Here is a 19397-nt window from a genome sequence, read left to right as displayed (position 1 = left end):
ATGAGCAGAATCCGAGCCGCAGCCGTCGGCGCTGCCACCCTTTCGCTCGCCCTCGCCGCGACCGCCTGCGGCGGTGGCTCGTCCTCGGGGGGCGGGTCCAACGACTCCCCGAAGACCCTGACCTACTGGGCGTCGAACCAGGGCGCCAGCATCTCGGTCGACAAGAAGGTCCTCCAGCCCGAACTCGACAAGTTCGAGAAGCAGACCGGGATCAAGGTCAAGCTCGAGGTCGTCCCGTGGTCCGACCTCCTCAACCGGATCCTCACCGCGACCACGTCGGGCCAGGGCCCGGACGTCCTGAACATCGGCAACACCTGGAGCGCCTCGCTCCAGGCCAGCGGCGCGCTGCTGCCGTGGGACGCGAAGAACTTCGACAAGATCGGAGGCAAGGACCGCTTCGTCGAGTCCGCGATCGGCTCGGCCGGCGCCGCCGGCAAGGATCCCGCCGCCGTCCCGCTGTACTCGATGTCGTACGCGCTCTACTACAACAAGAAGATGTTCGAGGACGCGGGGATAGCCAAGCCCCCGACGACCTGGGACGAGATCGTCGCCGACGGCAAGAAGATCTCCAAGGACGGCAAGTGGGGACTTGCGGCCGAGGGTTCGAACCTGTCCAACAACATCCACCAGGTCTTCGTCCTCGCCAAGCAGCACGGCGCCGACTGGTTCACCGCCGACGGCAAGCCGGACTTCACCTCCGACGGCGCGGTCGCGGGCGTGAAGCAGTACGTCGACCTGATGGCCAAGGACAAGATCATCGCGCCCGGCAACGCCGAGTACGCGCAGAACCAGTCCCTGAGCGACTTCTCCAAGAACAAGACCGCGATGGTGCTCTGGCAGGCTGCCGCGTCCACCTTCAAGTCGCAGGGCATGAAGGACGACGAGTGGGGCGTCGTGCCCGCGCCCGTCCAGTCCGGCGCCCCCGGCCAGGGCGAGTCCACCAACTCCATGGTCGCCGGCATCAACATCGCCGTCTTCAAGAACACCAAGAACCTCGACGGCGCCGCGAAGTTCGTGAAGTTCATGACCAGCGACGAGGAGTCGAAGCTCCTCAACAAGACCTACGGCTCGATCCCGCCGGTCAAGGCCGCGCAGGAGGACCCGGCGTTCAACGCGCAGTCCACGGGCGTCCTCAAGGAGACCCTCGGCAAGAGCGCGGCCCCGCTGCCCCAGGTCGCGGACGAGTCGCAGTTCGAGACCGCCGTCGGCACGGCCGTGAAGGAGCTTTTCGCGGACGCCGCCGCCGGCAAGCCGGTCACCACGGAATCCGTGAAGGCCGCACTGACCAAGGCCCAGCAGTCGATGCCGACGAAGTGAGTGCGGAGACCCACATGACCACGACCGCCACCACCCCCGCCGAGGCGGGGGAGGGGCGGGCCGTCGGCAAGAACTCCCCCGGGGCGGCGAGCGGCAAGAGCCGCCGCCCCGGGCGGATCCGCCGCATCAGCCTGCCCTATCTGCTGCTCCTGCCCGCCCTGATCCTCGAACTCCTCGTTCATCTGATCCCGATGGTCATCGGCATCGTGATGAGCTTCCGCGAGCTCACCCAGTTCTACATCCGCGACTGGGGCACCGCCCCGTGGTCCGGCTTCGACAACTTCAAGGTGGCCGTCGACTTCGACGCCCCCGTCGGCCAGGCCCTGCTCCACTCCTTCTTCGTCACCTGCCTCTTCACGATCCTGTCCGTCGGCCTGTGCTGGGCCATCGGCACGGCGGCCGCGATCTACATGCAGGAGACGTTCAAAGGACGCGGCATCCTGCGCGCCCTGTTCCTGATCCCGTACGCGCTGCCCGTCTACGCCGCAGTGATCACCTGGGTGTTCATGTTCCAGCACGACAACGGCCTGGTGAACCACGTCCTGCACGACCAGCTCGGCGTCACCGACAAGCCGTCCTTCTGGCTCATCGGCGACAACAGCTTCTACGCGCTGCTCACCGTGTCCGTGTGGAAGGGCTGGCCGTTCGCCTTCCTCATCGTGATGGCAGGACTCCAGAACATCCCCAAGGAGATGTACGAGGCCGCCAACCTCGACGGCGCCGGCCTGTGGCAGCAGCTGCGCCGCATCACGCTGCCGTCGCTGCGCCCCGTCAACCAGGTCCTCGTACTCGTCCTGTTCCTGTGGACGTTCAACGACTTCAACACGCCGTACGTGATGTTCGGCAAGGCGGCACCCAAGGCGGCGGACCTGGTCTCGGTCCACATCTACCAATCGTCGTTCGTCACCTGGAACTTCGGCTCCGGCTCCGCCATGTCCGTGCTGCTCCTGCTGTTCCTGCTCGTCGTGACCGGCGTGTACCTGGCGCTCACCTCACGGGGAAGGAAGTCCGCCGATGTCTGACACCCAGGTAGCCGCCACCTCGCGGCACAGGTCGCCGATGGCCGCGCCCCGGTCGTTCCTGTGGAGCAGGCGGATCTTCCTGACGCTGCTCGCCGGGTTCGTCCTGCTGCCCGTGTTCGTCATGGTGTCCAGCTCGCTCAAACCCCTCGAGGACGTCCAGGGCGAGTTCCGCTGGATCCCGAGCGGGCTGACGATCCGCCCGTACATCGACATCTGGTCGACCGTTCCGCTGGCCAAGTACTTCACGAACTCGGTGATCGTGGCGGGCACGGCGACCGTCTGCTCGGTCGTCATCGCCGTCTTCGCCGCCTATGCGGTCAGCCGCTACCGCTTCCGCGGCAAACGCGTCTTCACGGTGACCGTCCTGTCGACGCAGATGCTGCCCGGCATCCTCTTCCTGCTGCCGCTGTTCCTCATCTACGTCAACATCGGCAACGCCACCGGGATCGCCCTGTTCGGCTCGCGCGGCGGACTGATCCTCACCTACATGACCTTCACGCTGCCGTTCTCGATCTGGATGCTCATCGGGTACTTCGAATCGGTGCCGCGCGACCTCGACGAGGCGGCCCTCGTCGACGGCTGCGGCCCGCTCGGCGCCCTGTTCCGGATCATCGTGCCGGCCGCCATTCCCGGCATCGTCGCGGTCGCCGTCTACTCGTTCATGACGGCCTGGGGAGAAGTGCTGTTCGCCTCCGTCATGACGAACGAGACGACCCGCACGCTCTCGGTCGGCCTCGGCGCCTACGCCAACCTCAACGACGTGTACTGGAACCAGATCATGGCCGCCTCACTGGTGGTCAGCGTGCCCGTCGTCGCCGGCTTCCTGCTGCTGCAGCGCTACCTCGTCACCGGCCTGACCGCCGGCGCCGTCAAGTGACCGTGTGCTCGTGAGTTCCCGTGCGTTCTCGTGAGTACTTGTGAAAGGAAAACCGTGTCCGACCCCCACGCTCCCGTGGATGTTTCCGCCTTCCCGCACGACTTCCTGTGGGGCACCGCCACATCCGCGTATCAGATCGAAGGAGCCGTCTCCGAGGACGGCCGCTCGCCCTCGATCTGGGACACCTTCTCGCACACCCCCGGCAAGATCGACAACGACGACCACGGCGACATCGCCTGCGACCACTACCACCGGTGGCGCGAGGACATCGCTCTCATGCGTCAACTGGGCACCAACGCCTACCGGTTGTCCGTCGCCTGGCCGCGTGTCGTGCCCGGCGGCGACGGCGTGGTCAACGCCAAGGGCCTCGACTTCTACGACGAGGTGATCGACTCGCTGCTCGCCCAGGGCATCACCCCGTCGGTCACCCTCTACCACTGGGACCTGCCGCAGGTGCTCCAGGACCGGGGCGGCTGGCCGGCCCGCGAGACCGCCGAACACTTCGCCGCCTACGCCGCCGTCGTCGCGGAGCGGCTCGGTGACCGCGTGAAGCACTGGACGCCGCTCAACGAACCGCTGTGCTCGGCGTGGATCGGCCACCTCGAAGGCCGGATGGCGCCAGGCTGGACCGACCTGACCGCCGCCGTCCAGGCCTCCTACCATCTGCTGCTCGGCCACGGCCTGGCCACGCAGGCGATCCGCGCGGCCGTGCCCGGCGCCGAGATCGGCATCGTCAACAACCTCGCCCAGGTCGAGCCCGCCACCGACCGCCCGGAGGACATCGCCGCGGCCCGCCGGATGGACGGTCACGCCAACCGCTGGTGGCTCGACCCGGTGCACGGCCGCGGCTTCCCCGCCGACATGGTCGAGGTCTACGGCGTCGAACTCCCGGAAAAGGCAGGTGACTTGGCGACCATCGCCGAGCCGCTCGACTGGCTGGGCCTCAACTACTACTTCCCGTCCGCGATCGCCGACCACCCGGCGGGCCCGGCGCCGTACGCGGACTCCGTGCGCCGCCTCGGCGTCCCGCGCACCGGCATGGACTGGGAGGTCGACGCGAACGGCATCGAGACGCTGCTGCTCCGCCTGACCCACGAGTACGGCGCCCGCAAGCTGTACGTCACCGAGAACGGCTCGGCCTTCCCGGACGTCGTGCGCCCCGACGGCACCGTGGACGACCCGGAGCGCGAGGAGTACCTCGTCAACCACATCGCGGCCTGCGCCCGCGCGGCCCGCAAGGGCGCCCCGCTCGCCGGCTACTTCGCGTGGTCGCTGCTCGACAACTTCGAGTGGGCGTACGGCTACGACAAGCGGTTCGGCCTCGTGCACGTCGACTACGCGACGCAAGCGCGCACCATCAAGGGCAGCGGCCACCGGTACGCGGACATCGTGCGCCGCCACGGCTCCCGGTCCCGGCGCGCCGCCTGACAGCCCGTCTTCGAATCCGCGTCGCGGCGGGGCGGTCCGGGAACGGCCCCGCCACGACGTCCGGGTGTGACGAAAAGCTCTGATCACGCCAGCGACAGGAACAGCTTCTCCAGCTCTTCCTCGCTGAACGGGGGCTGCTCGCCGTCCGCGGCGTTCAGGCACTCCCGCATGCCGGAAGCGATGATCTTGAAGCCGGCCCGGTCCAACGCCCGTGACACGGCGGCGAGTTGCGTGACCACGTCCTTGCAGTCGCGGCCCGCCTCGATCATCGCTATCACCCCGGCCAGCTGCCCCTGGGCGCGGCGCAGCCGTTTGAGGACGGCGTCCGTCGCCGCGGGATTTCCGCTCATCCGCGCAACGCCGCGCGAGCCTCGTCCAGCGCTCCCGCCGCGGGCCGGTTGAACGGAAGCCTGCCCAGCATCGCCGCCATGCCGCAGGTGTTGCTCAGCCCGGAGTACACCAGACCCGACGCGATCCCGGCGGCCAGCAGCCGACCCTTCGGCGCGCGCCGGCCGAGGGCGAGACCGAGCAGGACGAGCGATCCGGCGGTGAAGCGCACCTGCCGGTCCATGGCCCACACCTCGCGGTCCGGGCGGGCGCCGGTGTCGACCGGCAGCCCGTCGGCGGCCCAGGCCTGCGTGCCGCCCGCGAGGCCGGTGGACTCGACGCCCGCTTCGGCGAGCTTCGCGCAGGCGGCGGCCGAGCGCCGACCGGCCGCGCACACCATGACGAGGTCCTGCCGCTCGGCCGCGGCCCGCAGGTCGGGCAGGAGCGCGTCGAGGAGATCCGCGGGCACATTGACCGCGCCGGGCACATGCCCGGAGGCGTACTCGCCGGGAGCGCGCACGTCCACGACGAGGGTGCGGTCGGCGGGCCGGGCGTGCAGTTCCGCGGGGGCGAGGGTGGTGCTCATGGTTCTCCCAGCTGATGTCACAGGTGACTCTTACGCCTCAAAGGTAGCAAAATACCCCTGGGGGTATGGCAGGGGAGCGGTCGCACACATCCCGGCCCGAAAGCCGGACAGAAGATGTCGGGATTGGCGGGGAAGCTCGACGGAGGAGACGAAAACGTCGGCGGGCGACGCGGCAACCACCACAGGAGAAGGACATGACACACCCACAGGGGCAGCGCGGCCAGGACAACCGGGACACCCCCGCGGAGCGCCGGGCGCCGCTCCGCGGCAGGGTCGCACTCGTCGCGGGAGCGACCCGCGGCGCGGGCCGCGGCATCGCCGTGGAGCTCGGCGCGGCGGGCGCCACGGTCTACGTCACCGGTCGCACCACGCGCACGCAGCGCTCCGAATACGACCGTCCCGAGACCATCGAGGACACGGCCGACCTGGTCACGGCGGCGGGCGGCCAGGGCATCGCCGTCCCCACCGACCACCTGGAAAAGGACGCGGTCCGCGCACTCGTCGAGCGCATCGACACTGAACAGGGCCGCCTCGACATCCTCGTCAACGACATCTGGGGCGGCGAACAGCTCTTCGCCTGGGAAGCCCCCGTCTGGGAGCACGACCTCGACAAGGGCCTCAGGCTGCTCCGCCTCGCCGTCGAGACGCACGCCGTCACCAGCCACTTCGCGCTGCCGCTCCTGCTGCGCAACCCCGGAGGCCTGGTCGTCGAGATGACGGACGGTACGGCCGAGTACAACGCCGCGAACTACCGCAACTCCTTCTTCTACGACCTGGCCAAGAGCTCCGTGCTGCGGATGGCGTTCTCCCTCGGCCACGAACTCGGCTCGCGCGGCGCGACCGCCGTGGCGCTCACCCCCGGCTGGATGCGTTCGGAGATCATGCTCGACGCCTTCGGCGTCACCGAGGAGACCTGGCGCGACGCCCTCGAGGACCAGGCGCACTTCGCCATCTCCGAGACCCCCCGCTACGTCGGCCGCGCCGTGGCCGCCCTCGCCGCAGACCCGGACGTCTCCCGCTTCAACGCAACCTCGCTGTCCAGCGGCGGCCTCGCCCAGGTCTACGGCTTCACCGACCTCGACGGCAGCAGGCCCGACGCCTGGCGCTACCTCGTGGAGGTCCAGGACGCGGGCAAGCCCGCCGACGTCACCGGTTACCGGTAGGGGCCGGCGCGTACGGTTCCTAGATCCCGTCGTCCGGATCGTTGATCCCGGCGGGCCACATCGCACTGCCGCCGCCGCGCCACTCGATGAAGTCCGGGTCGTCGAGCGGCGCGTCGTCGAGGCCGGCGCGGCGCAGGAACTCCACCACGTCCGCCAGCGAGGTCGCCAGACCCGCGTCCTCCCCGCGGATGGCGACCCGCCGCCCGCCGGGCTGCGCCGCGTGCACGACTACTGAGGGGTATCCGTCGAGTCCGTCCATGCCCCTCAGCTTCGTGGCACGGGGAAGAGTCCGCACCCTCAACCGGCCGCCCGGCGCGCCGGGCGGCACACAGAAAATAGGGTGAAATCCGGCCGTAGTCGGAGGAGTTGGGGTGCTGGTCCGGGGCGCGCGTCCCGACGTATTGCGGTTACGGTGCTGGGGTGATCAACGCGCAAGGCACCTACGAGGCACACTCCACCGAGCCGGGGACGGCGCTGCTGCTCGCGGCCGCCCCCGCGGGCAAGGGGTGCCTCATCGACGCGGCCGCCGTGCTGCCGTCGCTCGCGGCGGTCCCGCCGAGCGCGCTCACCGGCACCGCGGCGGCCACGGTCGTCGAACTCGCCGACCCGCTCGACCCGCAGGTCGTCCTCACCCGTATCCGCACGGCCGCCGCCCTGCCGGGCCCGCTCCATCTGTACGTCACCGGTCAGCTGCACCTCGACCAGCGCCAGCGCCTGCTCCACCTCGCGCTGGCCCGCACCACCGCGTCGACGCTGCGCTACACGGCCCTGCCCTGGCACTGGCTCACCGGTGAACTCGCCCTGCGCCGCCCGCACACCACCACCGTCGTCGTCGACCTGGTCGCCGACGCGGCCGCCTGGCAGCACGTGCGGGCCGGCGGTCTCGGGCTCGGCCACGGAGTGCGCCTGTACGGGCGCGTCTGCCCGCCGCCGCCGCGCCGCACCGTCCTGACCCCCGCCTACCTCAAGGCGTACGCCGACATCTGGCGCGGCGGCGAGCGGCCCGCGCGGGCCCACCTGCACGAGGCGGCGGCCGCCCGCTCGGGTCCCGCGGACGCGCTGTTCCTGGCGCAGGACACCCGGCGCCCGGACGTGCCACCGGCGCGGGTGGTGGTGCCTCCCGTCCCCGTCGTGCCCGCCCAGGCCGTGCCCGCTCCGGCCGCGCCGGTCCCGGCGGCCCGCCCCGCGGACGGCGGTGACCCGCACCCCGCGCTGCTCGCGGCGGCCCAGGCCGGGCGGCACGGCGAGGCCTCCGCCATCGCGGCGCTGTGGGAGAGCGAGGCGCTGCGCACGCACGGCGCCGGGTCACCGCAGGCGATCCACTGGCTGGAGGTGCGGGCGGATCTGGCGCGGCTCGCCCAGGACCCGCCCCGCAGCTGCGAACTGTGGATGGCGGTCGCGCAGGCCAGGCTCGCCCGCAAAGAGGCCCGCACCGACGAGGATGTCGAGGCGGCCGTCGACCGCGCCCACCACCAGTGGGAGCAGGTCGCGGACCCGGCCCGCGCCCGGGCGCAGGCCACCGCTCTCACGGCGCTGCGCCATCGGGTCCCTGGCAGGCGCCCCGGGGCGCTGGAGGCGATCCAGCGCCGCCTGGACGCGCTCGGCACGGCCTCCCGCACCCCGTGACGGCGTCCCCACTCGACAGGGCTCAACAGGCCTTGCGCACGTACCCCTTCTCCTTCACGGGCAGGACGTCCAGGTCGCGCAGCACGATCGACAGCCGCTTGCCCCAGGCGCGGCAGGCGCGGGTGAAGTCGGCGGCGCGGTACTCGATGACGAAGACCCGGTCGCCGTACGCGGACGCGTAGTCCCCGCACTCGTCGTAGCGGGCGCACTCCTCCGCCACCGCGAAGTCGAAGCCCATGGCCGCGTGCTTCGGCAGCAGTTCGGCGGTGTTCTTCTGGCCGACGGCGAGCCCCGCGTCGTGCGCGCGGTCGGCGAGCAGCTTGGCGAAGGCGACCGCGTCCGCGGGCTTCAGCAGGTCGTCGGAGCGTTCGTAGGAGTCGAGATTGTCGGGTTCCACGGCCTGGTAGCCGTCGTCCGCGCAGCCGTCGATCCACGGCCCGACGATCTTCGCGAGCCGCGCCCGCTTGCCCGCCGTCGAGAGGTCGAGGAGCGCCTCGTCCCAGTCCTCGTCGATCACCAGGTCGCCGTCCCCGTCACGCAGCAGCAGGTCGGGATGGTTCCTCTTCCACCAGCCCAGCGCCTCGGGCTGTGCCTGGAAGGCGTTGACGTAACAGACGTTGTAGAGCCCGTCGGCCGGTGCCGCGCTCCGGTCGCGGGAGACGGCTCGTACTCCGGAGGGTGGCTTGTAGGCGCCCCCGATCTGGTAGTCGAAGTCCATGTCGGCCGTGGGCCGCACGACGTGCGGCGAACGGTCCTCGGAGGACGGGGTCGACTCGGGGGGCGGGGCCGACGAGCAGGCGGACAGCAGGGCGGCGGCCAGGACGAGGCCCAGGGCGGACAGCCGACGGGAAACCGGGACGAAGATCACTACGGCACCCTACGGCCCCACGTACCACTACAGGGCACGGCAATAACGGTCCTTTCATGACAGCTGTGTACGAGGTCTCACGGACCGTGACGTACCTCACGCTCCGCTCCGGCGTGGCCGGGAACAACCCTGCCCTTTCGCCCGTTGAACCCACTGTGGACGCGGATGGAACAGTGTCCCCGGGCCTCACCTATTGCCCGCAGGGAAGATCGTTCGGCTGAAGCCCTGCGGAGCCCCCCCGCCGAGAGGCGACCGCCATCCGTGTCCACCTCCGAGCCGCCCCGGCCGTGATCCCCCGTCACGGTCGGGGCTTCCTCTTGCCCTCCCGCCCGCCTTCTCGCGCGAGCACCGCTACCGCGGTGTCGAAGGCCGAGTCGCGGTTCCCGGCGAACTCCTGGTCGGTGAAGACCGGCGTGCGCAGGTGCGGCGGGATGCCGGCGCCGTCGAAGGTCGTCCCCGAGCGGGTCAGGAACGTCTCGTTGGGGAGCCAGACCTCCATGCCGTTGGGGAGCTTGCGGTCCATCGTGTCCGAGAAGACGCCTTGGGTGGCCTCCCCTACGCGGACCGTCCCGCCGGGCCGGTCGAGGAGGGCCTGGGTGAACGTCTCGCCCGCACTGACCGTCGAGCCGCCCGTCAGCAGGGCGACCGGGCCCGTGTAGCGGGGGACGCCGGGAGCGGGCCGTACGGTGATCGGCTGCGGGCGGGTGACCTGCGTGCGTTTGCGGTAGGCGACGTACGGGGTGTCCGTGAGGCGCTCGGCGATGTGCAGACCGAGGGAGTCGTAGCCGCCGCCGTTGATCCGCAGATCGATGATCAGCCCCTTGAGGGAGGCGGTGCGCTCGGGGTCGAGGACGGCGTCCAGCGCCTTGTCGAGCTCCGCCTGATGGACGGCGTACGAGCGCTGCTGCCCGGCGTAGCCCGCGAATCCGGAGATGCGCAGATAACCCTGTCCACCGGGCAGGTCCGCGTAACCGATCCGGCCGCCCGCGAACTCCCGCAGCGCTGTGCCGCCGAGGTCGCGGCGTACGACGAACTCCTTGACCTTGGTGTCCAGCTCCTCTCCGGGCATCGTGGTGCCCGGTCGGACCTGGGCGAAGTGGCGGTCGCCGTCGAGCACCGCCACATGGGCGTCGTACAGCGGCGTCACCATGTCGCTGAAGATCGCGAAGAGTTCGTCCCGCGTCGTGCCGGCGTGCACCCTGGGCCGGTAGGTGTCCCGTACGGCGTGCCAGTCGATGTCCTTGGCGGCGAAGAAGGGGTAGTTCTCCTCGAAGGACTGCCAGAAGACGTCGAACGCCGCCACCGGGCCCGTGGGCATGGGGCGCCCGCAGCTCGCCGGAAGCTCCGCGATGCGGCGCAGCTCCCGGTGGCCCGGCGAACCGGCCAGTTCCAGGGTCCCCCGCGGCCGGAGGGTGAAGACCGTTCCCTCGCTGTCCGTGTACGTGCCCGGCGCGGTCCGGCGCGCGGAGTCGCCCCGCACACAACCGGCCTCCGTCGTCTGGTACTCCTGCAGCCGCCCGTCCGTGACGGACAGGACCGTGCCGTAGCCGGTCACCCGCCAGACACCCTCGACGCCCGGCCGTCCGGCCGCCGCCGCGGGCGCCACGACCCCACCCGCGAGTGCCAGTGCCACGAGCGCCGTCGCTGCCCTGGGATTTCTCTGTCGCACCGTCATCTTCTCCCCGTATGTGCCGAATTCCCGCTGTTCCCCGCATGCGTTCCGCCGCGGGCCGTTCGAGGAGATCAACGATCGTCGGCCGGGCCGCCCCGCACTATCCGGTGACCCGGTCCATCGGCAGGGGGGATATCCCCCGTTACAGTTCCGGCATGTCGCGCGCCCAGGAGATCAAGCACCGCATCGTCACGACGTTCCAGCGCCGGGTCGCCAACCCGATTTCGGCGCGGCTGCCCGGCCAGGTGCTCATCGAGACCACGGGCCGCACTTCGGGCCTGGCCCGCCGCACCCCGGTCGGTGGGCGACGCGTCGACGACTCGTTCTGGCTCGTCTCCGAGTTCGGGCTCACGTCGCACTACGTGCGCAACATCCAGGCCGACCCGAAGGTCCGCGTCCGCCTTCGCGGCCGCTGGCACACCGGCACGGCGCACCTTCTCCCCGATGACGACGCCCGTGCCCGCCTCAGGGTCCTGCCCCGGTACAACAGCGCGGCCGTCCGTGCCTTCGGTACGCAACTGCTCACCATCCGGGTCGACCTGACCGACTGAACCGGCCGGTTCTGTGCCGGCGGCGGCGGGGACGACCACGCCGCCTGCCTCTTGTTGAAGCACTGAATCAGTGCTTCACTTCTTGCGTGCCCTACCGACGAACACCAGCCGTGCAGGCCCGCCTCGACGCTCAGCGCACCGCTGTCCTGGACGCGGCCGTGGTACTGCTCGCCGAGCACGGTTACGCGGGCTGCTCCATGTCCGCCGTCGCCGCGCGCGCCGGCATCGCCACCGGCAGCGTGTACCGGCACTTCCCCAGCAAGGCCGAGCTGTCCGTCGAGCTCTTCCGGCGCGTCGTCACCCGCGAGGTGGCCGCCGTGCGGGAAGCGGCGGCCCGGCCCGCCGAGGCGTCGGCCGAGCGGGTCGTCGCCGTCGTCGAGACGTTCGCGCGCCGCGCCCTGAAGTCGCCGCGCCTGGCGTACGCGCTGCTCGCCGAACCGGTCGACCCGGCGGTGGACGCCGAGCGGCTCGTCTTCCGGCGCGCGTTCCGTGACGTATTCGCCGAGCACATCGCCGATGGCGTAAGCAAGGGGCAACTTCCGCCGCAGGACGCGCAGTTGACAGCCGCCGCGCTGGTCGGCGCGGGCGCCGAGGCGCTCATCGGCCCCCTGTCCGACCCGGACCGGGGACCCGACGCCGTCCCCGCCCTCCTCACCTTCACCCTGCGAGCCCTCGGAACCTTGGGAGCCGTCGATGCCGACCACGCATAACCCCACACCTGACGTCACGCATAACCCCACACCTGACGTCACGCACAACGCCACGCATGAAGTCACCAACCAGGTACCGCCGTTGACCGGGCACGACGTCGCCGCCGACCCCGCCCTCCTGGAGGGCCTGCGCCGCGAGGGCGCCGCCTGGGCCGAACCCGAGCTGCACGACCTCGGCACCCTTGCCGGGTCCGAGAAGGTCCAGGAGTGGGGGAGGGTGGCGGAGCAGAACCACCCCGTCCTGCACACCCATGACCGCTACGGCCACCGCGTCGACGAGGTCGAGTTCCACCCGTACTGGCACGAGCTGATGACCGTCGCCGTGGAGCGCGGCCTGCACGCCGCGCCCTGGGCCGACGACCGGCCCGGCGCGCACGTCGCCCGCGCCGCCAAGCTATACGTCTGGGGGCAGGCCGACCCGGGGCACCTCTGCCCGGTCTCCATGACCTACGCGGCCGTGCCCGCCCTGCGCACCTCCCCTCAACTGGCCGCCGTCTACGAGCCGTTGCTCACCTCCGGCGTCTACGACTTCGGGCTGCGCGAGCCCACAGGCAAGCGCGGGCTCATCGCCGGCATGTCGATGACGGAGAAGCAGGGCGGCTCCGACGTCCGCGCGGGCACCACACGCGCGGTGCCGACGGGGGAGGCCGGGCAGTACGCGCTGACCGGGCACAAGTGGTTCACGTCCGCGCCCATGTCCGACGTCTTCCTCACCCTCGCCCAAGCCCCCGGCGGCCTCTCCTGCTTCCTGGTGCCGCGCGTCCTCCCGGACGGGACCCGCAACGCGATCCGCCTCCAGCGCCTCAAGGACAAACTGGGCAACCGCTCCAACGCCTCCTCCGAGATCGAGTACGAGGGAGCGCTCGCCACCCTCGTGGGCGAGGAGGGGCGGGGCGTCGCCACCATCATCAAGATGGTCAACATGACGCGTCTCGACTGCGCCGTCAGCTCCGCGTCCGGCATGCGCCAGGGCCTCGTCCAGGCCGTCCACCACGCCACCCACCGCAGCGCCTTCGGCGCCCGCCTCATCGACCAGCCGCTGATGACCAACGTCCTCGCCGATCTGGCCGTCGAGGCGGAGGCCGCCACCGTCGCGGCCCTGCGCCTCGCGGGCGCCGTCGACCGGTCCGCGCGCGGCGACGACTCCGAGGACCTGCTGCGCCGCATCGGGCTCGCCGTCACCAAGTACTGGGTGTGCAAGCGGGCCCCCGCGCACGCCGCCGAAGCCCTCGAATGCCTCGGCGGCAACGGCTACGTCGAGGAGTCCGGCATGCCGCGCCTGTACCGCGAGGCACCCCTGCCGTCGATCTGGGAGGGCTCCGGCAACGTAGCCGCGCTCGACGTGCTGCGCGCCATGAGCCGCCAGACCGCCACGGTGGACGCGTACTTCGAGGAGGTCGACCGGGCCGCCGGCGCCGACCGGCGGCTCGACGAGGCCGCGGGCCGGCTGCGCAAGGACCTCGGCGGTCTCGGCAGCGATCCCGAGGCCCTCCAGTTCCGTGCCCGCCGTCTCGTCGAGACCATGGCGCTCGTCCTCCAGGGCTCCCTCCTCGTACGGCACGGGGACCCGGCCGTAGCCGACGCCTTCTGCGCTTCCCGGCTCGATCGCGACTGGGGCGTCGCCTTCGGCACCCTCCCGCTTGGCATAGACACGTCAGCAATCCTCGATCGGGCGCGGACCCTGGCATGATCGGGGCATGGCTGAACGTGTGATCGCCGCGTGTGACGGCGCGTCGAAAGGAAACCCCGGACCCGCGGGATGGGCGTGGGTCGTCGCCGACAGCGACGAGGTCCCCGTCCAGTGGGAGGCCGGCGCGCTGGGCACGGCGACGAACAATGTCGCTGAACTCACCGCCCTGGAAAGGCTGTTGAGCACCATCGGCCCCGAAGTGCCGCTGGAGGTCCGGATGGACTCCCAGTACGCGATGAAGGCGGTCACGACCTGGCTGCCCGGCTGGAAGCGCAAGGGCTGGAAGACCGCTTCCGGCAAGCCCGTCGCCAACCAGGAGCTGGTCGCCCGCATCGACTCGCTGCTCGATGGCCGCAAGGTCGAGTTCAAGTACGTGCCCGCGCACCAGGTCGACGGCGACCCGCTCAACGACTTCGCGGACCGCGCCGCCAGTCAGGCCGCGATCCAGCAGGAGGACGCGGGCAGCGCCCTCGGCTCGCCCGTGCCGCCGCCTTCGCCGCCATCATCGAAATCGTCGAAGTCGTCGGGCGGCTCGACCCGGGCCGGGACCGCCAAGAAGCGCACGTCGGGATCGGCGGGGTCCACTGCGTCCTCGGGAGCCTCGTCGCGCACGCTCAAGGCGAAGTTCCCGGGCCGCTGCCGCTGCGGCCGCTCGTACGCCGCGGGCGAGGACATCGCCAAGAACCCCGACGGCTGGGGCCACCCGGAGTGCCGCGCGTCGGCCTGAGTGTCTGTCCTTCAGCGAGGCGAGGCCTTGCCCGACCGCCGTGATCCATGGCCGGCCGGGCAAGGCCTCGCGTCGTGCACCGGCTAGTTGGACACCTTCACGTAGTCCACGACCAGCTGCTGCGGGAACTGCGTGCTGCCGTCCGGGTCGCCCGGCCAGTAACCGCCGACCGCCAGATTCAGGATGACGAAGAACGGCTTCTCGAAGACCCACTGGTTGCCGCCGACGTCGGCGGGCGTGCGCGTCTGGTAGACCGTGCCGTCCACCGACCACTTGATGGAGTTCTGCGACCAGTCGATCGCGAACGTGTGGAAGTCGTCGGCGAACGCCTGGCCGCCCGGCAGCGAGTAGCCCGCGCCGATACCGGCCGAGCCGGAGTAGCCGGGCCCGTGGATCGTGCCGTGCACGGTCGAGGGCTCGAAGCCGACGTTCTCCATGATGTCGATCTCGCCCGAGTTGGGCCAGCCGACCGACCCGATGTCGGAGCCGAGCATCCAGAACGCCGGCCAGATGCCCTGGCCGCGCGGGATCTTCATCCGTGCCTCGACGTGCCCGTGCGTCGTCGTGAACTTGCCCGAGGTGTTCAGACGCGCCGAGGTGTACTGGCAACTTCCGTACCAGCAGTTGTAGTTGCCCGGGTTCTCCTTGCGAGCGGTGATCACCAGGTGGCCCTGGCCGTCGAGCGCCGCGTTGTTGGTGCCCGACGTGTAGTACTGCCGCTCGTGGTTGTTGACGTTGTCGCCGGTCTCGGTCTGCCACTTCGACCCGTCGACCGACGAGCCCGCGGCCCCGTCGAAGTCGTCGGAGAAGGTGACCGCGGCGGCCTTGGCGGTGCCGTCGGCACCGGCGTCCGCGGCCTGCGCCGCGGGCATCAGGCCGGCGCCGAGACACAGGAGGGCGGCCGTGGCCAGGGGCAGCCTGCGGCGGAGGGGTATACGCATGGAGCATCACGTCACTTCGGGTAGGGGGATCGCGCCTGTCTCGGGCGCGCCAGAAAGTGAAGACATGGGGGGTGGTGCGTGGTGCGTTAACTTCAAGAGTTGATTTAAGAGACGGGTGGAAGTCGCGTCAAGGTATTCGTCCGTACCAAGTCGTCGAGCGGTAGAGGAAGTTCCCGCGAGCGACCCCGTCCCACGGCGCCCCGCGGCCGCGAAACGGGCCCGTACTAGGGTGTTCGTACATGATCGACCCGGGGAGTGTTGGTGACCACGCTGCGTTGTGCCGTACTCGACGATTTTCAGGACGTCGCCCGTGAGCGGGGTGACTGGGCGCGACTCGCGAACCGGGTCGACGTCCGCTTCCTCAGCCGCCACATCACCGCGCACGACGAACTCGTCGAGGAGATCGGCGACAGCGAGATCGTCGTCGTGATGCGGGAACGCACCCCGTTCCCGGCAGAGCTGTTCGCGCGGCTGCCCAAGCTGCGGCTGCTGATCACCTCGGGCCTGCGCAACGCCTCGATCGACCTGGGCGCCGCGGCCGCGCACGGCGTCACCGTCTGCGGGACCCCGAGCAGCTCCGAGCCCCCGGCCGAGCTGACCTGGGCGCTCATCCTCGGGCTCGCCCGCGGCGTCGTCACCGAGAACGACAACCTGCGCTCCGGCGGTCCCTGGCAGTCCACCCTCGGCGCCGATCTGCACGGCCGCCGCCTCGGCCTGCTCGGGCTCGGCAAGATCGGTGCCCGGGTCGCCCGTGTCGGCGCCGCGTTCGGCATGGACGTCGCCGCCTGGAGCCAGAACCTGACCGCGGAGCGCGCCGAGGAGGCCGGGGCCACACTCGCCGCATCCAAAGAAGAACTCCTCGAAAGCAGCGACTTCGTCTCCGTGCACCTCGTGCTGAGCGAGCGCACCCGCGGCCTCGTCGGCGCCGGGGAACTGCGACGGATGCGCCGCACCGCCTATCTCGTCAACACGTCCCGCGCCGCGATCGTCGACCAGGACGCGCTGCTGCGGGCCCTGGGGGAGGGGTGGATCGCCGGCGCCGGCAGCGACGTCTTCGAGACCGAGCCCCTGCCCCTGGACGACCCGCTGCGCACGGCACCGAACTTTCTCGGCCTGCCTCACCTCGGCTATGTCACCCGGCGCAACTACGACGGTTACTTCCAGGGCGCCGTCGAGGACATCGAGGCCTACCTGTCGGGCAGCCCGATCCGCACCCTGGGCTGATCCGCCGGACCGGCTACGTGCGCACGAACGCCCGCAACTCCTCGGTGAGGTGCGGGAGTTCGTCCAGTACGGCCAGCGGGGCGAACTCGTGGTCCACGTAGTCGAACCCGGGCGTGACGACCTCCGCCACCAGACCGTGGCCGGCGCCGCCGACGAGCCGCGACGCCTTCCACCATGCCCCGGGCGCCAGCAGGAACCGCTCGGCGTCCGCGCCCAGGACGGTGCGCTCCAGCGTGCCCGCGGGATCGACCGTGACGTACTCCAGCGGGCCGCCGTCGATAAGGAAGTGCGGGATGTCGCTGCGGTTGCGGTGCAGCAGACCGCTCGGCTGCGTCTCGTCGAGCGGGTAGTAGATCGACGAGGCCGAAGGGCGCGGGCCGTGCGCGGTCGTCATCTCCTGCGGGCTCGTGTAGATCCGGCGGAAGTAGCCGCCCTCGCCGTGCCGTTCGAGGCCCAGCTCGCCCTGCCAGTCGCGCATGGCGGATCTGCGGATCTGCACATTGATGGGTCGGTGGGTCGGTGGGTCGGTGGCCTCTCGGCCTTCAGGAAACCCTACGGGCGCACCGGCGGCCACGGCACATCCGCGAGCACGGGCAGCAGATGTTCCTCCTCGTAGTCGAGATGCGCCGTGAGCTGCTTCGTCATGTCCTCGAGTTCGGCCCGGAACACCGCAGGGTCGGCCGTGGCCACGTCGTCGAGCAGCGCCACCAGGGCGTTCTGGACCCGGCCCACCTCGGCGTGCTCGGCCCGCAGCCGCTCGAACACGTCGCCGAGCTCCGGATGCCACCGGGCGATCCCGGGGAACAGGTGTCCGTCCTCGCTCTCGTGATGGAACGCGAGCGACTGGCAGAAGGCGAGGCAGTGCTGCCGGATCTGCAGGCCGAGGCCCGGCCCCGCCGTGGACGATGCCGTGGCCGACGCGGCGAAGTGGGCCTCGGTCTCGTCCCGTACGTGGCGCAGCTGGTCACGCAGCCAGATGTGTACCTGCAGCAGTTTTCCGGCGAGCGTGGTCACGGTCTGCGGGGCATCCGTCTCGGGCCGGTCGAGGACCATGACGGGCAGCGTGCGGGCGGTCCGCGCCTGGTGATCGGCGTAACCGGGTGCGGCCCGGACGACGGCCGCGAACAGTTCGTCGCGGCGTACACCCTGTGCGGGCACCGCCACGGCCTGGAACGTGTCGGTGCCGAGCGTGACGGTCACGACGGGCCTGGCCAGCAGGTTGTGGTACCAGCCTGGGTGCCGGTCGGCGCCGAGGTTCGACGCGACGACCAGCAGCTCTCCCGCGTGCTGGACGTACCCGAGCGGCACGGTGTGCGGGCGGCCCGAGCGGGCGCCGGTGGTGGTGAGCTGAAGAAGAGCGGGAGTGGATGAGGGCATGGGGAAGCGGTCTCCTCAGGAGCGATGCGCAGGAGCGTGACGGAACGCTGAGCGGCGGCGGCACGCCGGACGTCAGCGGAGAACAGGGGAGGTGCGCCGAAGGCGCATGCGCATCAGGTCGCGGAGTGAAGACTCATGGCGTGATCCCTGAGTGAAGGGCGCTCGCCCGGCGTCCGGCCGGCCCACTGCTCTGTGGCCGGCGCCACGCGGCACCGCGGACATGGGATCAGACACCACCGTCCGCTGTCAAAGCCGTACCCGCCGTTAGCCCTCAACGCCCTGATCAAACCAGGTAGTTGAACATGGCACACTAAGGCCAAGGTCATCCGCCTTGCCCCGCCCTCGCGACGATGGAGCCCGCCCATGACGGCATCCGCCCCCCGGCCCCGGATCGACACCAGCCAGGCGCACCCCGCGCGGGTCTACGACTGGCTGCTCGGCGGCAAGGACAACTACCCCGTCGACGAGGCCGTCGGTATCAAGCTGCCACCGGAGGCGCGTGACGCGGCGCGGCAGAACCGGGAGTTCATGCACCGGGCGGCGGCCTGGCTCGCGACGCAGGGCATGGACCAGTTCCTGGACGTCGGCACCGGCATCCCGACGGCGCCGAACCTGCACCAGATCGTGCAGCGCACCGTCCCCGCCGCGAAGGTCGTCTACACCGACAACGACCCCATCGTGCTGCGGCACGCGGAGGCCCTCCTCGTCAGCACTCCCGAGGGCGCCACGGACTACATCCAGGCCGACGTCCGCGACCCGAAGGCGATCCTCGAACACGCCCGCACCATCCTCGACTTCGACCGCCCGATCGCGCTGTCGCTGATCGCGCTCATGCACTTCATCGCGGACGAGCAGGACCCGTACGACATCGTCTCGACGCTTGTCTCCGCGCTGCCCTCGGGCAGTCACCTGGTCCTCTCGCACGCTTCGTCCGACATCTTCCCCGAGCTGTCGGACCAGGTCACCGCCGAGTACGCGAAGGGCGGCATCAAGCTCGGCTTCCGCACGCGCGAGGGTGTAGCTCGCTTCCTGGAGGGCCTGGAGCCGGTGGAGCCCGGTCTGGTCACGGCACCCGAGTGGTTCCGTGACGAGGCCGCGCCCGAGCCCGAGGCCAGCGGGATCTACGCCGTGGTGGCGCGGAAGCCCTGACCCGCCCGGGACCCGACCCGGACACAGAGCGGCGGGGGGGGGGGGGGGGCCCCCCCCCCCGGGGGGGGGCCCCCCCCGGGGGGGGGGGGGGGGGCAAAAGCGGGGCGAGGTGGGGGCAACAGCCCACCGGTACAAAACGGGA

At 70.9% G+C, this 19397-nt stretch carries 19 protein-coding genes and 1 pseudogene; 12 read left to right on the top strand and 8 right to left on the bottom strand.

The features are described 5' to 3' along the window. From ACIREE_RS03970 to ACIREE_RS03955, 4 genes are read left to right on the top strand one after another with little or no spacing between them, the layout of a single operon-like run. Entirely contained in the window at positions 1-1317 is a 1317-nt protein-coding gene (locus ACIREE_RS03970) for an ABC transporter substrate-binding protein (RefSeq protein WP_404145812.1), read from the top strand. A gap of 14 nt (positions 1318-1331) precedes the next feature. Then, complete coding sequence (locus tag ACIREE_RS03965) at positions 1332-2339, top strand: carbohydrate ABC transporter permease (RefSeq protein WP_404145809.1); 1008 nt, start codon at positions 1332-1334, stop codon at positions 2337-2339. Beyond that, positions 2332-3216 (top strand): carbohydrate ABC transporter permease, encoded by an 885-nt coding sequence (locus tag ACIREE_RS03960; RefSeq protein WP_404145806.1) that lies wholly within the window; start codon positions 2332-2334, stop codon positions 3214-3216. Before ACIREE_RS03965 ends, ACIREE_RS03960 begins: the two co-directional genes overlap by 8 nt. Positions 3217-3270: 54 nt before the next feature. Further along, the gene (locus ACIREE_RS03955) at positions 3271-4644 is read left to right on the top strand and encodes a GH1 family beta-glucosidase (RefSeq protein ID WP_404145804.1); all 1374 of its coding nucleotides are present in this window, start codon (positions 3271-3273) and stop codon (positions 4642-4644) included. An 83-nt stretch (positions 4645-4727) separates the two neighbouring features. Here ACIREE_RS03955 and ACIREE_RS03950 read toward each other — a convergent pair whose 3' ends face one another. Both ACIREE_RS03950 and ACIREE_RS03945 read right to left on the bottom strand, forming a co-directional pair. After that, positions 4728-4994 (bottom strand): metal-sensitive transcriptional regulator, encoded by a 267-nt coding sequence (locus tag ACIREE_RS03950; RefSeq protein ID WP_404145802.1) that lies wholly within the window; start codon positions 4992-4994, stop codon positions 4728-4730. After that, positions 4991-5557 carry a rhodanese-like domain-containing protein gene (locus tag ACIREE_RS03945; RefSeq protein WP_404145799.1) on the bottom strand — a complete coding sequence of 189 codons (567 nt, stop codon included), beginning with the start codon at positions 5555-5557 and terminating at the stop codon, positions 4991-4993. Before ACIREE_RS03945 ends, ACIREE_RS03950 begins: the two co-directional genes overlap by 4 nt. A 194-nt stretch (positions 5558-5751) precedes the next feature. On the opposite strand from ACIREE_RS03945, the gene ACIREE_RS03940 reads away from it, so the two are divergent. Further along, positions 5752-6720, top strand: a complete 969-nt coding sequence (locus ACIREE_RS03940) for an SDR family oxidoreductase (protein ID WP_404145796.1) — start codon at positions 5752-5754, stop codon at positions 6718-6720. 19 nt (positions 6721-6739) lie between these two features. Here ACIREE_RS03940 and ACIREE_RS03935 read toward each other — a convergent pair whose 3' ends face one another. Beyond that, positions 6740-6979, bottom strand: a complete 240-nt coding sequence (locus tag ACIREE_RS03935; RefSeq protein ID WP_404145793.1) for a hypothetical protein — start codon at positions 6977-6979, stop codon at positions 6740-6742. A 161-nt stretch (positions 6980-7140) separates the two neighbouring features. Between ACIREE_RS03935 and ACIREE_RS03930 the strand changes: the two genes are divergently transcribed. Further along, positions 7141-8346, top strand: a complete 1206-nt coding sequence (locus ACIREE_RS03930) for a hypothetical protein (protein ID WP_404145791.1) — start codon at positions 7141-7143, stop codon at positions 8344-8346. Between the two features lie 22 nt (positions 8347-8368). On the opposite strand, the gene ACIREE_RS03925 is transcribed toward ACIREE_RS03930, so the two are convergent. Together ACIREE_RS03925 and ACIREE_RS03920 are read right to left on the bottom strand one after the other, a co-directional pair. Further along, on the bottom strand, positions 8369-9214 hold the full coding sequence (locus tag ACIREE_RS03925) for an endo alpha-1,4 polygalactosaminidase (RefSeq protein ID WP_404145788.1): 846 nt from the start codon (positions 9212-9214) through the stop codon (positions 8369-8371). 298 nt (positions 9215-9512) lie between these two features. After that, positions 9513-10889: a S41 family peptidase gene (locus ACIREE_RS03920; RefSeq protein WP_404145786.1), complete on the bottom strand. Its 1377-nt coding sequence runs from the start codon at positions 10887-10889 to the stop codon at positions 9513-9515. A gap of 152 nt (positions 10890-11041) precedes the next feature. Here ACIREE_RS03920 and ACIREE_RS03915 point away from each other — a divergent pair, with 152 nt between their 5' ends. The 4 genes from ACIREE_RS03915 to ACIREE_RS03900 all read left to right on the top strand — a co-directional run bounded on the left by ACIREE_RS03915 (position 11042) and on the right by ACIREE_RS03900 (position 14564). After that, positions 11042-11437, top strand: coding sequence for a nitroreductase/quinone reductase family protein (locus ACIREE_RS03915; protein ID WP_404145784.1), 396 nt, complete (start codon positions 11042-11044; stop codon positions 11435-11437). A gap of 86 nt (positions 11438-11523) precedes the next feature. Beyond that, entirely contained in the window at positions 11524-12147 is a 624-nt protein-coding gene (locus tag ACIREE_RS03910; RefSeq protein WP_404145782.1) for a TetR/AcrR family transcriptional regulator, read from the top strand. Beyond that, positions 12131-13837, top strand: coding sequence for an acyl-CoA dehydrogenase family protein (locus ACIREE_RS03905; RefSeq protein WP_404145779.1), 1707 nt, complete (start codon positions 12131-12133; stop codon positions 13835-13837). The genes ACIREE_RS03910 and ACIREE_RS03905 overlap by 17 nt, the downstream gene beginning before the upstream one ends. Before the next feature lie 7 nt (positions 13838-13844). Further along, positions 13845-14564: a ribonuclease H gene (locus ACIREE_RS03900; RefSeq protein ID WP_404145776.1), complete on the top strand. Its 720-nt coding sequence runs from the start codon at positions 13845-13847 to the stop codon at positions 14562-14564. 86 nt (positions 14565-14650) lie between these two features. On the opposite strand, the pseudogene ACIREE_RS03895 reads toward ACIREE_RS03900, so the two are convergent. Continuing rightward, positions 14651-15505 (bottom strand): annotated as a pseudogene (locus tag ACIREE_RS03895) (family 16 glycosylhydrolase); the annotation flags it as partial. Positions 15506-15766: 261 nt separating this feature from the next. Between ACIREE_RS03895 and ACIREE_RS03890 the strand changes: the two are divergent. Beyond that, a complete protein-coding gene (locus ACIREE_RS03890; RefSeq protein ID WP_404145773.1) occupies positions 15767-16729 on the top strand; it encodes a D-2-hydroxyacid dehydrogenase family protein in 963 nt (320 codons plus the stop codon). 13 nt (positions 16730-16742) lie between these two features. Here ACIREE_RS03890 and ACIREE_RS03885 read toward each other — a convergent pair whose 3' ends face one another. Beyond that, positions 16743-17207, bottom strand: a complete 465-nt coding sequence (locus ACIREE_RS03885; RefSeq protein WP_404145770.1) for a cupin domain-containing protein — start codon at positions 17205-17207, stop codon at positions 16743-16745. Between the two features lie 74 nt (positions 17208-17281). Then, positions 17282-18106 (bottom strand): nitroreductase/quinone reductase family protein, encoded by an 825-nt coding sequence (locus ACIREE_RS03880; RefSeq protein WP_404145767.1) that lies wholly within the window; start codon positions 18104-18106, stop codon positions 17282-17284. A 363-nt stretch (positions 18107-18469) separates the two neighbouring features. Between ACIREE_RS03880 and ACIREE_RS03875 the strand changes: the two genes are divergently transcribed. Continuing rightward, complete coding sequence (locus ACIREE_RS03875; RefSeq protein WP_404145764.1) at positions 18470-19255, top strand: SAM-dependent methyltransferase; 786 nt, start codon at positions 18470-18472, stop codon at positions 19253-19255. The last annotated feature ends 142 nt before the right edge of the window (positions 19256-19397 follow it).

This window comes from Streptomyces sp. NPDC102467 (assembly GCF_044765445.1).
In the GTDB taxonomy this organism is placed as follows: Bacteria; Actinomycetota; Actinomycetes; order Streptomycetales; family Streptomycetaceae; genus Streptomyces.
This window is presented reverse-complemented; position numbering and strand designations above follow the sequence as displayed.